Here is a 14,722-nt window from a genome sequence, read left to right as displayed (position 1 = left end):
GTGGAGATATCTGGTGGCAATTTTGATTTTATTTGCGCTTCAGCAACTAGACGTGAACGTATATCGTTTTGAAGACGGTTACGCCGAAGTCTGGTATCAGTTGCCCGTGTCCTGTCTTGTTGATTCACAACATCTCCAGACGACCGCAGATACGTTCTACGATTTCTACTCATATCACTTCTATATCCAGAATGTGGATGGAAGTGATTCGGCATACTTTGAAGGTAAAAAGGCGATAATTTCATGCGGCGAGAATGGTGGTGAGCAGATCGTTGATTGTTTCCCGCTTAACCTGTATAGTGGCAGGTTTCAATATACGCTGCACATAATCGCGGTAACCGGCGAGATGCAGGGGGGTGGCACGATCGGGATCATACCGGATACGGGATATCTGTCCTGTAGTGATGTGATCACCGGCCGATCTGGTCATGGGGTTTTCGTTTTTCACGATATCCCGTTCCTGCCTTTGATAGAAGCCGAATTCACGGATCGTGATGACCTGTTTTCGTATCTGGAGATTTATGGTCTGGTGCCAGATAGTCTATTATATGAAGCAATTTACCGAATTGTTGATGGCGAAGGTGCAGTCGTACTCGAGGAGAAGAGGAGGGTTCTTAAATATGACTATGTTCAGATCGATACACACAGTGTGGATCTGTCTCAATTGGTGGAAGGTCGATACGATTACAGCATAATTATTGAAGACCCTTCGTCGCAAGCCAGTGTTGGACGCCTGGCTTCTTTTTCGGTGAAAACAGTAGGCGGTTACGCTGACCGTGATCTCTACGCAGAAATTCAGTACCTCATCAATGCCAACGGATATAAGGATTTCCAAAACTTGAGCGAAACCCAGAAGGAGATATATTTGAAGGAATTCTGGTCGCGGCATGACTATATGCATTTTCAGAAGCGGATCATGGAGGCCGATCAGAGATTCTCGGTGGGTAGATTGCTGGGGAGGGATTCGGAACGCGGCCGTTTGTATATTTTGCAGGGGCCACCGGACGAAATAGAAACCGTGCCTATTGCTACCTGGTCGCGGCCTTTTGAAGTATGGTATTATTATGGAAGAAATGATTATTTGTTCTGCGACATCAAAAATGACGACAATCCAAGGCTCATCAGGGTCCTCAAGCCTGGCGAGATAGCCCAGATAATTCAGACCGGGTTCAGGGATGGAACGCGCGAAGAGGATTGGCTTTCCGATATCGCGCCCGGGACGCATAATTGGTATAAGGATTTTGAGAGTATTGAATAAGGAGGGAGATCATATGAGATATATCAAGTATTTGATCCTGCTAGGATCTGTCTGTCTGCTCTGCATATATTGTGCGAGCAACATATTTGCGGCACGATACTACCGATTGCTCGAAGGCGAAAGGGTTAAGTATCTTGGTTTTAGAGGTATCGATACCCTGGCTGCCTACGAATATCTGCATCTGGAATCAGCCAGTGACCGATCGATATTCTACAATGAATATTGGACCGGCAAGGATGATAAACGTCGGTTGTTTGAGGAGCGTAGCCAATATGCCTTCAGGCAGTTCGGCAGGAGCGCACCATTGAGCGATGATCGAATTCCAATCTATGTTAAATATGGTGAGCCAACAAGAAGGGAGATCATCACTCCGGAGAAAAAAATCGGGGTCAATGCTTCGCTTGTCGTAAATCCCGCTGAGATATGGAGATATCAGAAAGAGGGTTTGATGTTTGATTTTGTCCGGCTGGCGCGCGCGTATGAACTCATGGCACATTCCGAATTTGGCGAACTGGTCGTGGTCCCTCATCTGAAGGAGGTGATTGCAGACACGAGTGTTGAATTGTTGACCGCAGAACCGCTTGATTTCAGTATCTCATATGGTCGGTTCAGACAGCAGAAGAATCTGACTCGTTTGGAGATATATGCCAGTATCGATATCGAAGACACCGCTGATTTCGAATTATATAGAGAGATTTCGGTTTTCAACCGTAGGGACAGCATGGTGCATAACTCAAGACACATACTGATGCCTGAGCACGGTGATAGGGGCATGTTCGTTGACGAAATCAATCTCTGGCTCAAACCCGAGGAATATCATGTTGAGGTTTCACTATTCGACATGAAAAATGAAAGGATAGGCAAGAAGGAATTTGACGTGAACCTCGTCGAGTATCAGGATGATGTAAAGGAGATCAGCGATTTGATACCCGCGCGTCTGATCGACCGCACCTTCACACATGAAAAATTCGAAAAACCTGTTGGTCGAACGATTCCTCTTCTCAATACGACCTTGCCGGTGCACGATCCTTTTTACCTGTATTCCGAAGCGTATAATCTTGAGACAAGAGATGGAATGTATCGTGTCAGAACGACATACGAAGTCTATAATAAAGAAAGAATGCGCCAGGAAGTGGTGGATGTGATGATCAAAGATTGGATCGAACCGGGCAATACTGCATACCTTGGCACTGAGTATCATCCTATGGATTTGCTGCCAGGTAGCTATATGATCGTGCTGAAGGTCAAAGATCTTGTCAGTGGCAAGGAGCGTAGCGCGGTCGCTGAGTTTCGGTTGGTCGAAACTGAATAAGACTGCTTAAAGAATCGGGTAAATACAGTTCACAACCCGACAGCTAATATCTTCGAAGTGGGGACAAGGTGGACTGAGAATTCTCTCATCGCGCGATCAGACTGAATACGGCGCCGGCAAGAATCAGGAATATCGGCTCGAATTTGATGAATACGAGTAGAAACAACGCAGCTATTCCGAAAACAGCATAGACTGGTTGCTGCCAGTTGAGTATTACAAAGAAAACACCGGTTGATAGCAGGATGGCCACAACGGCTGATTTAATGCCGTTGAAAAAAGATCTGACGTAGACATTGGCCGATACCCTTTGGTAAATGCGAACCATGATCAACAACATCAGAAATGAGGGCAGAAATATGCCCAGCGTTGCGATCATTGCTCCGGGTATTCCCATAACTTTGAATCCGACGAAGGTCGCGGTTATCGCCACTGGACCGGGTGTCATCTGTCCTAATGCTACGGCATCGACGAATTCCTTTGCCGTAAGCCAGTTGCGCACGGTGCAGACTTCATTCTGGATGAAGGGAATTGCTGCGTAGCCACCTCCGAAGATTACGGTGCCGATCTTTGCGAAGATGCCGAATAGTTCCAGGGCTTTTCTGAAATCAAAGAGCAACAGAGGCACTGCCAACATGGCGTGGCGCGTAAATCTAACATGTTCGAATACGATACCAAGAATGCCGCTGATGATAACCGTGAGTATCGGATCGAATTTCAGAAGAAAGAGCGCTAGGGCAAAAAAGAATATCACCACTCCTTTGACATTCTTTATCAGTACCCGGCCCATCTCGTAAGAAGCCCACAGGATGATCGAGGTTATCACTGCACCGATGCCTTTGAACACAAGGGTGATACCGGGAAGGGTATTATATGTCAAGTAGAACCAGGAAAGGATGGTCATTAGTATAAATGATGGTAGTATCAGTGCTGCACCCGCTGCTACTGCACCGCGTATTCCAAACAGATGATATCCGATATACTCGCAGTAGTTTGGTACAAACGGTCCTGGCAGCATCTGTCCCATCGCCACTGCCGTGGAGAGATCATCATCGGTGATGAATTGTTTCTTCTTTACGCATTCTGTGCGCAGCAGGGCCAGCATGCCCAAGCCGCCACCGAAGCCGAATAAGCCAACTTTAAATATCGACCTGGTCAGTTCTCGGAGGCTTCTTGCCATCAGGGGTTCAAGCTGCCTGTATGGTATCCATCGAGATCCAAGGCAACATGCTTGTAGTCAAGCCTGCGCAGGTACCTCACGATCTTTTGTCGATGCGAGATCAGTTTCTTGAATTCGTGCGCGTTGATTTCGATGCGGGCGATGGGAAAATGGTCACGCAAACGCACCTGGGTGAATCCCAGGCGTCTAAGGTATTCTTCGGCTTTTTCAATACGCTGAAGCTTCTTAGCGGTTATCAACTCGTCATATGGTATGCGGGAAGCGAGACATGCCATACTGGGTTTGTTCCAGTTCGGCAGCCGGCGGCGGCGTGCCGCCCGACGGATCTCTTCTTTTTTGAGGCCAGCCTCTAACAAGGGTGATTCTATTCCCAGGAGTTTCACCGCATCCAGCCCTGGCCGGTGGTCGCTGAGGTCTGATATATTGGATGCCTCGACGGTTACGTAGCCTTTTTGCTCTGCCAGGTTCTTTAGCTTTCCCATCAAGATCGTCTTACAGTAATAACAGCGATTCGGGGAATTCTTTCTGATTACTGGCTTATGCAGCACATTGATGTGGCACACGACATGCCTGACTTTCAGACTTCGGGCAATGCGGGAGGCGTCAGTTGTTTCGACCTTTGGCTGTAGCGGTGAGACAACGGTAGCCGCGATCACCCTGTCGCCCAGGACTTCTTTGGCGACGCTCAACAAGAAAGTCGAATCAACGCCGCCGGAAAAAGCGACAACAACACCAGGGTATTTTCTCAGAATTGTTTTGAGTTTGATGATTTTTTTTATGTGGGCGACCTATATTAAGTATGGCAGAAATTCTTCGCTGATGGGTGGTTTCTTTACCCAGCGGACAATCTCCTGGTTACCATCGAGAATTATGACCGTGGGAATATCGCTTACTTCGCGATATGCTCCTTCCGTAAGACCCTCCACGGTTTCCATATCATAGTACTTAATTGGTGCATCAAATCTATTTTTTTCTTTGAAATACATTAATTTTTCACGTGTGTCTTTGCAGACAGAACAATCTGGCTTGCCAAAAACATAAATTTGTTTCACTTTACCTCCTTGAGTTTTCCTATTCTAATCCAAACAGTACAAAAGTCAAGTTTTCATTGACATGCAATTCCCGAATATGTAGAATGGTTCATGTCATCGAAGCGTACGCATCCATTGATCGATGAAGAGCGTCAGAAGATTGCCCGGCGCTATCGCAGTGACAATCTGAGATTGAGTATCGGGTCGTTGATCGTCAGTGTATTATTTATCGCCGTCATATTGTTGTTCGACCTTTCAAAAGGTTTCGTGAGTTTCTTGTCTATCTATGTGAGTGCGAGGGTGCTACTCATCGCCTCATATTTCTCTGCCTTGTATGTCGTTTTTTCTTTTCTGACCATGCCCTTTGCATATGTCGAGGGGTATGTGATCGAGCATAAGTACGGGTTTTCTAAGCAGAACCGGCGGGCTTGGTTCATCGATTGGTTGAAGTCATTTCTTGTTACATATGTTATCGGGTTGCTGGTGTTCGAGGTCATCTATCTTTTGATACCCTCTGCTCCGAGCTTATGGTGGTTGTGGTTGTCGTTGATAATGGTTGGATTCAGCGTTATCCTTGCGAATATCTTTCCAGTTTTGATCCTTCCGTTGTTCTACAAATCATCGCCAGTTGAAGATGGTGATCTAAAAGAACAAATAGCCGAACTGGGTAGACGCACGGGTATTGAGGTCAAAGGCATTTTTAGCATAGACCTGAGCAGCAAGACGACCAAGGCAAACGCGGCGGTAGTCGGGCTCGGTAACACAAAACGCATCCTCATCGGCGACACCCTTTTATCCGAATATGAAAACGGTGAGATATTGTCGGCGGTTGCGCATGAGATGATACATTACCGTGAACACCATATGTGGTGGTTGATTCTGTGGCAGTCGATGATCACCGTGCTCACGTTCTATCTGTTCTTCAGGATTCAAACCTTCGTCTATGCGTGGTTTGGTTTTGAACATGCTTCGGAGATAGCTGCATTTCCCGTTTTCGCGATCATTTTTTCTTTGATATCATACGTTTTCAGACCCTTCGGCGCATTTCTTTCCAGATACTACGAACGCAGGGCAGATAGCGGTGCGCTGAACCTGACCGGTGATTCTGCATCATTTGTTGCGCTCATCGCAAAGTTCTGTAACGAACAATTGTCGATCGCGTTTCCGAACCGGATCGTTGAATGGTACAAATATTCACATCCGTCTCCGGGAAAGAGAATAGCGTTTGCCGAGAAATGGGAGAAGAGGTGATCTACGAAACCAGTGAAATAACTGAAGGGCTTCTCAGAGAGCTTTCTTTGTTATCCGCGACCGAACGTACTGTATTATCTGTGTATATTGAAATGGAACACGGTTGGGAAAGAGCACGCCGTTTTATCAGTCAGGAATCAAAAAGGATCGTTCCTTTGTTATCACCGGAGGAGAAGGAATATTTTGAAACGTCGCTTTCATTCCTTGATGATGTACTCAAGGAAAAGAAAAAAGATGGTTTCAAAGGACCGGGTATCGCGTTCTTTGCTGACCTGGGTTCTGATTACCTTAAGACCGTGGAGTTGAATATGCCTACTGAACCTCTGTTGGCTGTGGACAAAGAAGCGATTATTCACCCTCTTGCCTTGCAGTATGATGAATACGAGCGCATCGGTGTCATCATGATCGATGCGCATTGCGTCCGGATATTACTGGTTGCCGGGCTGATCATCGATGATATGGACAGATTCTGCAAGAAGATCCATCATTTATCCAAGGTCGGTGGCTGGTCACAGATGCGCTACCAGCGGCGCCGTCTAAAACAGGTGCAGCATTTCGCTAGAGATGTTGTCGACAAGGCAGAGGCAGTGTTCGGTGAGGCAAATGTCCGGCGTATTCTGATCGCCGGCCGTGACCGCATGATCACTGCTCTTGAGGGAGAATTGAGCCAGAAATTGAAGAGCAAGGTGATTGCCACGGTTCGGTGGGACCTCAATGCTGCTGACAGTGATTTTCTGCATAAGGTCAGACCAATAATGGAAGAAACCGAACGCAATGAGGAAAAAGAACTACTTGCGAAAATGATCGGTGAATTGCGGCGCGGGGCTCTAGGCATTGCCGGTGTTGAAGAGACCCGCAGTGCGTTGGTCAAGGGTCAGGTGGATACCCTCGTGATATCTGGGACGATCAACGCCAAGATTGTTGAGGAGCTAACAAGCCTGGCGAAAAGGACCGGGGCAGCGGTTGAGTTCGTCCCGGGTGACAACAAAATACTATTGAGTATTGGCGGAGTGGGAGCGTTGTTAAGATACAAATTGTAGTAATGTAGCGCGAACGCTGTAATCAAAGAAAGGAGATTGCACAATGATGATAACGAAGGTTGATGATGTAAAAGAGAGGGAAGTTGTTAAAGGTATCCGGGGTCGTTTCGTGCACAGTGACAACATGACAGTTGCCCACTGGGATATCGATGCCGGTGCCGTCATGCCCGATCATGCGCATCCTCATGAACAAATAGTAAACGTGATAGAGGGTGAATTTGATTTTACAGTAGAAGGAAAGGTCTACGTAGCAAAACCGGGTTTCATCGCCATCGTGCCGCCGAACATAAGACATGGCGGCAAAGCGAAAACCCCGGTCCGCATTCTTGACGTGTTCTATCCGGTCAGGGAGGACTACCGCGAATAAATAAGATGGCGGATGACCGATAACTGATATCAGATAACAGCGGCCGGTTATCGGTCTGATTATTCACACAATCTGTGAGGACAGGCATAAACTTTTAAACTTTTGACATTTGTTACGGTAATTCATCAGAGACCAAGAATTTGGTTTTGGCTTCAAAGAGTGAGATTTATTGATAATACAGGACTTTTTCTGCAAAAAGTTTAAAAGTTTATGCCTGTCCCCGCTTAGGGGAGGTGGGTTTTTAGGTATTGGCCTGTGTAGGATTCCTTGACTTTTGTGATCTCTTCGGGGCGGCCAGCACAGACGACCCGACCACCTTCATCACCGCCTTCGGGTCCGAGGTCGATGATCCAATCCGCGCATTTTATCACTTCCATGTTGTGCTCGATGACGATGACCGTGTTACCTTTGTCGACGAGCCTGTTCAATACTTTGAGCAACAGTTTGACATCCTCGAAGTGCAGTCCTGTGGTCGGTTCATCGAGGATGTAGAGGGTCCGGCCGGTAGCGATCTTTGAGAGTTCCTTGGCAAGTTTGATACGTTGTGCTTCGCCGCCGGAAAGCGTTGTGGCGGACTGTCCGATCTTGATGTAGCCCAGACCGACGTCGTTGAGTAGCTGCAATTTTCTTTTTATCTGCGGGATATTTTTGAAAAACTCCAGGGCTTCGGATACTGACATATTCAGGATATCGCTGATGTTCTTGCCCCGGTATTTTATTTCAAGTGTTTCTCGGTTGAAACGCTTGCCTCCGCACGCGTCGCACGTGATATGCACATCAGGCAGGAAGTGCATCTCGATCCACAGGATGCCATCACCTTCGCACTGCTCGCATCGGCCACCAGGAACATTGAACGAAAACCTTCCCGGACGGTAACCGCGAACCTTGGATTCCGGCAGTTTAGAAAATAGTTCGCGGATCGGGGTCCATGCGCTCGTATAGGTACCGGGGTTCGAGCGTGGTGTGCGGCCAATGGGCGACTGGTCGATGTTGATCACCTTGTCGATGTTTTCCATGCCAAGTATCTTGTCGTACTCGCCGGGCGGGTATTTGGAATGGTAGTATTTCTGGGCAAGGGCACGGTACAGCGTGTCGACGACGAGCGTCGATTTACCCGAACCCGATACGCCGGTAATGACCACGAACATGCCGAGCGGGATTTCTGCCTCGATCGATTTCAGATTGTTGGCGCGCGCACCTTTGACCGTTATCCGGCGTTTTTTATCGGGCCGGCGCTGTTCGGGTATTTCGATGCGTTCCGTACCATTCAGGTAACGGCCGGTGATCGACTTCCTGTTTTTCCTGATCTGCTCGGGCGTGCCGGTTGCTACGACGCGTCCGCCTTGGGCACCGGCACCCGGGCCCAGGTCGATGATGTGGTCGGCCTCGAGTATGGTCTCTGCATCGTGTTCGACGACGAGCACGGTATTACCAAGGTCGCGCATTTCTTTGAGCGTTGCAAGTAGTCTTTTGTTATCTCTAAAATGGAGCCCGATCGATGGTTCATCGAGAATATAGAGGACGCCTACCAGTCCCGAACCTATTTGCGTTGCCAGCCTTACCCGCTGTTCTTCGCCGCCGGCCAGGGTCTCGGTCGTTCGGTCCAGTGTCAAATAGTCCAGTCCTACTGAATTGAGAAATCCGAGCCTGCGCTTTATCTCTCTTATGATCTCGCCACCCACCTGCAATTCTTTCTTGCTGAGTTTGAGTTTATCAAAGTATTGCAGGGTATTTCCGATCGACAACTTAGTGATCTGCGCGATGTTGCTGTCTCCGATCTTGACCGCCAGACTTTCCGGCCGCAGTCTTGTTCCCTTGCATTCTGGACAGGGAGTGAAGGTCATGTAGTCCTCGATTTCCTGGCGCATCATTGGTGATTGGGTTTCACGGTGCCGCCGCATGAGTTCGGGCACGATGCCCTCAAAATGCTCGTCAAATTCACCATGCCCGCTTCCATCGCTGCGCCGGTACTCGACCCTGATCGGAATCCCCTCACCATACAACAATGTTTTCTTTACTTCTGCAGACAATTTCTTGTACGGTGTTTCGAGGCTGAATTTCATTTTCCTTGATAATGCTCTCAAGAGTGATGAACGCCAGCGACCGGGTGTTCCGTAGGGTTCGATCGCGCCGTCGAGCACAGAGAGATTTTCATCACCGATGACTTTTGCCGGATCGATTTCCATTTTGAAGCCAAGCCCGTCACAGTGCTCGCATGCACCGTACGGTGAGTTGAAGCTGAACATTCTCGGTGTGATCTCCGGATAGCTGATGCCGCAGTGGACACAGGCGAGTTTCTGGCTGAACATGCGCTCTTCCTTACCATCGGTTGAAATTATCAGTATGCCATCGCCTTCTTTCAATCCTATTTCGACGGAGTCGGCAAGCCTCTTACGGATATCATCCTTGATGATGAGCCGGTCGATCACGATCTCGATATTATGTTTTTTGTAACGCTCAAGACCGGGGACATTTTCGATTTCAAATATTTTTTCGTCGACCCTTGCACGCACGTAGCCGCGGCGCTTGAGACTATTAAGGAGATCTTTATACTCGCCCTTCCGGCCGCGGACTACAGGCGCGAGGATCTCTACCCTGGTTTCTGCTGGGAGGTCAAGTATCGTATCGACAATTTGATCGGTCGTTTGTGATTGGATCCTTCTGCCACAATTATAGCAGTAGGGTGTGCCGATGCGGGCGAAGAGCACGCGCAGGTAGTCATAGATTTCGGTCACCGTGCCAACTGTTGACCTGGGGTTACGTGCGGCGCTGCGCTGCTGGATAGCAATGGCCGGCGAGAGGCCGCTGATCTCGTCGACATCGGGTTTGTCCATCATGCCGAGGAACTGCCGTGCGTAAGCAGATAGTGATTCGACGTAACGGCGCTGGCCCTCGGCATAAAGCGTGTCAAATGCCAAAGATGATTTGCCCGAACCGGAGAGTCCGGTTATAACGACAAATTTGTTTCTTGGTATGGAAACGTCTATGTTTTTCAGGTTGTGCACCCTGGCTCCCCTGACTTTAATGCTTTCGTTATTTCCTCTGGGCATTTCATATATTATCCGCAGAAACATCTAAGTCAAGCAAGGCATTGGTAATGTTAAACGTTGGTCGGTAACGATGCCCAATAGCCAAAGACAAAATCCGAAATCCGAATATCGAAACAAATTCAAAACATCAAAATCCGAATGACCAAAACGGTAATAACGATATAAACGGCAATAGCGATCGTAATGATCCGAACGGCCAGGATTGATTTACGAGTACGAATCAAGATTTCCACGAAGTAATGTTGACTCGCTGTGCTTTTTGAATATAATAGAACGTGCGGCTCTTCTTCTTTATCTTCTTGTTTTTAATGCTGAGTTGTGCACCCAACAAATGCGGTGTTATTATCGCCGGTTCGACCTCAGTCCAGCCTTTCATAGAAAAAGTCGCTGAACACTTTATGGAAAAGAATCCCGGCATTGCGGTGAACGTACAGGGTGGTGGTTCAACGGCTGGTGTCCAGGCGACGATCAACGGAACATGCGATGTCGGTGCGAGCTCGCGTAATCTCAAGCCGAGTGAACGGGGGTTGGAAGTCGTTCTCATTGCTCTTGATGGTATCGCGGTGATCGTTCATAAAGATAACCCTATTGAGAACCTCACTGTCGAACAAGTGCGGGATATCTTTGCCGGCAAGACGACCAACTGGCAGGAGCTCGGTGGTTTGAACAGCATAATAATACCTGTGACCAGAGAGGAAGGGTCTGGTACGAGGGCTTCATTTGAAGATATGATAATGGGCGAGGATGTTATCAGCGACGCATGTCTTGTCCAGGATTCAAATGGCGCGGTTCGTGAAATCATCGCCACTACTACTCAGGGAGTAGGTTATATTTCGGTGGGCCTGGTTGATGACCGGGAAAAAGCGATTGCGCTCGATGGGGTGAAGCCTACTCTCGCCAATCTCACAACCGAACAATACCGTTTCGCACGTCCCTTCTTGCTACTGCTGCGAGATGAGCCAAAGGGTGATGTCAAGAAATTCATCGACTATACGCTGTCACCAGAAGGCCAGGAAATACTGGGCAGCAGTGGATTGATCTCTGTCAACAAAGTGGCTTCTGATTGATGAAAGACAAGATCGCCGAGAAAGTATTGCTATTCGTTGCACTCTCGGCAATATTGTCGCTTGCTCTCATCACTTTTTTCATATTCCAGCAGGGTATTCCACTGATATTCAGAGCTGGTCTGGCGAATTTCTTTTCTGCAAAGTGGGCGCCGACCAGGGCTGGTTTTGGGATCCTGTCGATGATCATCGGTTCGCTCATGGTCACAATTGGCGCCCTGGCAGTTGGTGTGCCTTTTGGTCTGGCCGGGGCTATCTTTCTGGCTGAGTTTTCATCAAAGACGATCCAGAAAACGCTAAAACCGGTAATTGAGTTGCTTGCCGGTATTCCATCTGTGGTCTATGGATTCATTGGTATAGTCATACTGGTACCATTCATCAGGAATACTTTTGGCGGTCCGGGATTTTCGGTCCTGGCTGCCAGTATTATATTAGGTATTATGATCCTGCCAACTATTGTGAGCATATCCTATGATGCGCTACTTGCCGTGCCCACAACCTACCGTGAGGGTTCATATGCAGTTGGTGCAACAAAGTGGCAAACCGTGGTCATGCTTTTGATACCGGCGGCACGTTCCGGCATTGTCGCAGGCATCATACTTGGTATGGGCCGGGCAATCGGTGAAACGATGGCAGTGATCATGATCGCCGGAAATGCGCTGAAGATCCCGGGTTCGATATTCGATTCGGTACGGACACTTACGTCAACGATTGCACTTGAATTAGGATACGCGGCCGGTGATCACAGGGCGGCGCTATTTGCCTGCGGTTCCATTTTGTTCCTGATCATCATAGTCCTCAATATTGTCGCAATCAGGATTACAGGTAGAAAATGACGTTCCGTATTGGACCGCGCACGAGTCAGATAATCGCCTATTCAATTCTGTTGTTGATGACAGTAATTGTGGTCATCGTTCTCTTTTTCATAATTTTCTACGTACTGAGGAACGGCGTAGGGCAGTTGACCCTTGAATTCCTCACTGATAAGACGAGGGAAATGGGTAGGGAAGGTGGTATCTTACCCTCAATTCTCGGTACGATTTTCATAACCGTGTTTGCGATTCTGATCGCCACACCGCTCGGGGTCGGCAGTGCGGTTTATCTTGTCGAGTACACGCGCGGCGGTGTGATCCGTCGGATTATCAGCTTCGGAGCAGATTGTCTTGCCGGTGTGCCTTCGATAATCTTCGGTCTTTTTGGTTTCATCTTCTTCGTCATCACTATAAACCTTGGTTGGAGCATTCTGTCTGGGGGACTGACCCTCGCCGTGATGATAATGCCGACGATCATTAGAACCTCGGAGGAGGCCATCAAGGCAGTGCCACATAACTATCGTGAGATCAGTTATTCACTGGGAGGCGGCAAACTCGATACCATTGTCCGGGTCGTGCTGCCAACAGCATTGCCCGGCATACTGACCGGCGTCATCCTCGGAATCGGCCGGGCCGTCGGTGAGACCGCAGCCGTTATCTTCACCGCAGGTTCATCGTTAGGTTTGCCAACTTCGATCTTCTCGTCGACCCGTACCCTTGCCGTGCATTTCTATATTCTGGCACGTGAGGGTATATCGATGCCAAAGGCTTACGGTACGGCCGCCGTTTTGATCATCTTCATACTGGCAATAAATTTCATTGCTTACCGTTTAATGCATCGTTTCATAGCTCGGTATTATTAAATGGCAAAAATAAGTATTCGAGCCCTTTGTCTCTACTACAATAATCACCAGGCATTAAAATCAATAAATCTTGACGTGGAGAGCAAGGAGATCATGGCGGTCATCGGCCCCGCGAACTCGGGGAAGAGTTCTCTTCTGCGGGCTTTGAATCGTTTATATGAGATCGATTACGCGCGGATCACGGGAAAAATATTGCTGGATGGAACAGACATATTCGACATTCCGATTAATGAGTTGAGGAGGAGGATCGGTATTGTGTTCGCAACACCGGTGGTCTTGCCCGGCTCGATCCGCAAGAATTTGTCATACGGGCCAAAATTGCACCGTAGAATCGGGAAGGCGGAAGTTGAAGAATTGGTCTTCAATGCCCTGACATCGGCAAATCTCTGGGATGAGGTGAAGGACCGTCTCGATGATTCTGCTGCCCGCCTGTCCGGTGGGCAGCAGCAAAGGTTGTGTATTGCCCGCGCACTAGCCATGCAGCCTGAGATAATCTTGATGGATGAGCCATGCTCAGGTCTCGATCCGATCTCGACCGCGAAGATTGAAGCTACAATGCTTGAACTCAAAAAAGATTATACTTTTATTTTGGTTACGAATAATACCAAACAGGCCGCAAGGGTATCAGACCGGACGGCATTTTTCTTATTGGGTGAATTGATTGAGATTGGAAAAACGCAAAAAATCTTTACTAGCCCTGCTGATACGAGGACCGATGATTACATACGGGGGAGATTCGGATGAGCATCCGCACTGCCAATCTGAGTCTTTACTATCAAAAATTTCAGGCACTTAAGAACGTGAGTGTGCGTATCAAGCGGAATTTGATAACCGGGATCATTGGACCATCCGGCTGTGGGAAATCGACTTTGCTGCGTGTCTTCAATCGCATGAACGAATTGATCGAAGGCGTCCGGATCACCGGCAGCGTTTTGATTGACGAGGAAGATATCTATTCACCCATGCACGACCTTATCCTTCTTAGAAAAAGGGTTGGCATGGTATTTCAGAGGCCAAATGCTTTTCCGCTGTCGATCTTCGATAATATTGCATATGGGCCTCGTGTCTGGAACATCAGCGATAAGAAAACACTACGGGAGATAGTCGAGCGTTCATTGCGTGCGGTTGATCTGTTCGATGATCTGAAGGACAGGCTGACTGACTCGGCATTGGTTCTCTCGGCCGAAAAACAGCAGCGGCTCTGTATCGCACGCCTACTTGCGGTTGAGCCGGAGATTTTGTTGATGGACGAACCATGTTCTGCGCTTGACCCGATAGCCACTGGTAAGATCGAAGAACTGATGATCGGATTGAAGAAGAAATATACTATCATAATCGTAACTCACAACATGCAGCAGGCGGCACGCATTGCCGATGACGTTGGTTTCATGTTGCTGGGTGAGTTGGTAGAGTTTGACACGGCCAAGAGGATATTTACTGATCCGCGGGACAAGCGGACATTCGATTACATCAGTGGCCGATTTGGTTGAGTCAGAA

At 48.3% G+C, this 14,722-nt stretch carries 14 protein-coding genes; 10 read left to right on the top strand and 4 right to left on the bottom strand.

The genetic code is table 11. The annotated features are described in order from the left end of the window. Positions 1 to 13: 13 nt before the first annotated feature. Both OEV79_02530 and OEV79_02525 read left to right on the top strand, forming a co-directional pair. The gene (locus OEV79_02530) at positions 14 to 1,258 is read left to right on the top strand and encodes a GWxTD domain-containing protein (protein ID MDH4210308.1); all 1,245 of its coding nucleotides are present in this window, start codon (positions 14 to 16) and stop codon (positions 1,256 to 1,258) included. A gap of 13 nt (positions 1,259 to 1,271) precedes the next feature. Beyond that, complete coding sequence (locus OEV79_02525; GenBank protein ID MDH4210307.1) at positions 1,272 to 2,570, top strand: hypothetical protein; 1,299 nt, start codon at positions 1,272 to 1,274, stop codon at positions 2,568 to 2,570. An 85-nt stretch (positions 2,571 to 2,655) separates the two neighbouring features. Here OEV79_02525 and chrA read toward each other — a convergent pair whose 3' ends face one another. The 3 genes from chrA to OEV79_02510 are packed head-to-tail and all read right to left on the bottom strand — an operon-like array spanning position 2,656 to position 4,799. Beyond that, complete coding sequence (gene chrA, locus OEV79_02520) at positions 2,656 to 3,747, bottom strand: chromate efflux transporter (protein ID MDH4210306.1); 1,092 nt, start codon at positions 3,745 to 3,747, stop codon at positions 2,656 to 2,658. Further along, positions 3,747 to 4,514 (bottom strand): ATP-dependent sacrificial sulfur transferase LarE, encoded by a 768-nt coding sequence (larE, locus tag OEV79_02515; protein ID MDH4210305.1) that lies wholly within the window; start codon positions 4,512 to 4,514, stop codon positions 3,747 to 3,749. The genes chrA and larE overlap by 1 nt, the downstream gene beginning before the upstream one ends. Before the next feature lie 21 nt (positions 4,515 to 4,535). After that, on the bottom strand, positions 4,536 to 4,799 hold the full coding sequence (locus tag OEV79_02510; protein MDH4210304.1) for a hypothetical protein: 264 nt from the start codon (positions 4,797 to 4,799) through the stop codon (positions 4,536 to 4,538). A 90-nt stretch (positions 4,800 to 4,889) separates the two neighbouring features. Between OEV79_02510 and OEV79_02505 the strand changes: the two genes are divergently transcribed. The 3 genes from OEV79_02505 to OEV79_02495 are packed head-to-tail and all read left to right on the top strand — an operon-like array spanning position 4,890 to position 7,436. Beyond that, positions 4,890 to 6,029: a M48 family metallopeptidase gene (locus tag OEV79_02505; protein MDH4210303.1), complete on the top strand. Its 1,140-nt coding sequence runs from the start codon at positions 4,890 to 4,892 to the stop codon at positions 6,027 to 6,029. After that, a complete protein-coding gene (locus OEV79_02500; protein ID MDH4210302.1) occupies positions 6,026 to 7,069 on the top strand; it encodes a Vms1/Ankzf1 family peptidyl-tRNA hydrolase in 1,044 nt (347 codons plus the stop codon). Before OEV79_02505 ends, OEV79_02500 begins: the two co-directional genes overlap by 4 nt. A gap of 43 nt (positions 7,070 to 7,112) precedes the next feature. Beyond that, on the top strand, positions 7,113 to 7,436 hold the full coding sequence (locus tag OEV79_02495; GenBank protein ID MDH4210301.1) for a cupin domain-containing protein: 324 nt from the start codon (positions 7,113 to 7,115) through the stop codon (positions 7,434 to 7,436). Between the two features lie 224 nt (positions 7,437 to 7,660). Here the strand turns inward: OEV79_02495 and uvrA are convergent, their stop codons facing one another. Then, a complete protein-coding gene (uvrA, locus tag OEV79_02490) occupies positions 7,661 to 10,486 on the bottom strand; it encodes an excinuclease ABC subunit UvrA (GenBank protein MDH4210300.1) in 2,826 nt (941 codons plus the stop codon). Positions 10,487 to 10,761: 275 nt separating this feature from the next. On the opposite strand from uvrA, the gene OEV79_02485 reads away from it, so the two are divergent. From OEV79_02485 to pstB, 5 genes are read left to right on the top strand one after another with little or no spacing between them, the layout of a single operon-like run. Further along, on the top strand, positions 10,762 to 11,553 hold the full coding sequence (locus tag OEV79_02485; protein ID MDH4210299.1) for a phosphate ABC transporter substrate-binding protein: 792 nt from the start codon (positions 10,762 to 10,764) through the stop codon (positions 11,551 to 11,553). Beyond that, entirely contained in the window at positions 11,553 to 12,386 is an 834-nt protein-coding gene (pstC, locus tag OEV79_02480) for a phosphate ABC transporter permease subunit PstC (protein MDH4210298.1), read from the top strand. Before OEV79_02485 ends, pstC begins: the two co-directional genes overlap by 1 nt. Further along, positions 12,383 to 13,225 (top strand): phosphate ABC transporter permease PstA, encoded by an 843-nt coding sequence (gene pstA / locus OEV79_02475; protein MDH4210297.1) that lies wholly within the window; start codon positions 12,383 to 12,385, stop codon positions 13,223 to 13,225. The genes pstC and pstA overlap by 4 nt, the downstream gene beginning before the upstream one ends. Continuing rightward, entirely contained in the window at positions 13,226 to 13,969 is a 744-nt protein-coding gene (locus OEV79_02470) for a phosphate ABC transporter ATP-binding protein (protein ID MDH4210296.1), read from the top strand. Next, on the top strand, positions 13,966 to 14,715 hold the full coding sequence (gene pstB / locus OEV79_02465) for a phosphate ABC transporter ATP-binding protein PstB (GenBank protein MDH4210295.1): 750 nt from the start codon (positions 13,966 to 13,968) through the stop codon (positions 14,713 to 14,715). Before OEV79_02470 ends, pstB begins: the two co-directional genes overlap by 4 nt. The last annotated feature ends 7 nt before the right edge of the window (positions 14,716 to 14,722 follow it).

The organism is candidate division WOR-3 bacterium, assembly GCA_029858255.1.
In the GTDB taxonomy this organism is placed as follows: domain Bacteria; phylum Hydrothermota; class Tepidihabitantia; order SM23-42; family SM23-42; genus SM23-42.
Note: the sequence above shows the minus strand (reverse complement) of the source record. Positions and strands in the feature narration are given on the sequence as shown.

Bases quoted from the DNA above. Each gene is read 5' to 3' on its own strand.
- chrA (MDH4210306.1), bottom strand. From the start codon at position 3,747: ATGGCAAGAAGCCTCCGAGAACTGACCAGGTCGATATTTAAAGTTGGC.
- OEV79_02505 (MDH4210303.1), top strand. From the start codon at position 4,890: ATGTCATCGAAGCGTACGCATCCATTGATCGATGAAGAGCGTCAGAAG.
- pstB (MDH4210295.1), top strand. From the start codon at position 13,966: ATGAGCATCCGCACTGCCAATCTGAGTCTTTACTATCAAAAATTTCAG.
- uvrA (MDH4210300.1), bottom strand. From the start codon at position 10,486: ATGCCCAGAGGAAATAACGAAAGCATTAAAGTCAGGGGAGCCAGGGTG.
- OEV79_02470 (MDH4210296.1), top strand. From the start codon at position 13,226: ATGGCAAAAATAAGTATTCGAGCCCTTTGTCTCTACTACAATAATCAC.
- OEV79_02525 (MDH4210307.1), top strand. From the start codon at position 1,272: ATGAGATATATCAAGTATTTGATCCTGCTAGGATCTGTCTGTCTGCTC.
- OEV79_02495 (MDH4210301.1), top strand. From the start codon at position 7,113: ATGATGATAACGAAGGTTGATGATGTAAAAGAGAGGGAAGTTGTTAAA.
- pstC (MDH4210298.1), top strand. From the start codon at position 11,553: ATGAAAGACAAGATCGCCGAGAAAGTATTGCTATTCGTTGCACTCTCG.
- pstA (MDH4210297.1), top strand. From the start codon at position 12,383: ATGACGTTCCGTATTGGACCGCGCACGAGTCAGATAATCGCCTATTCA.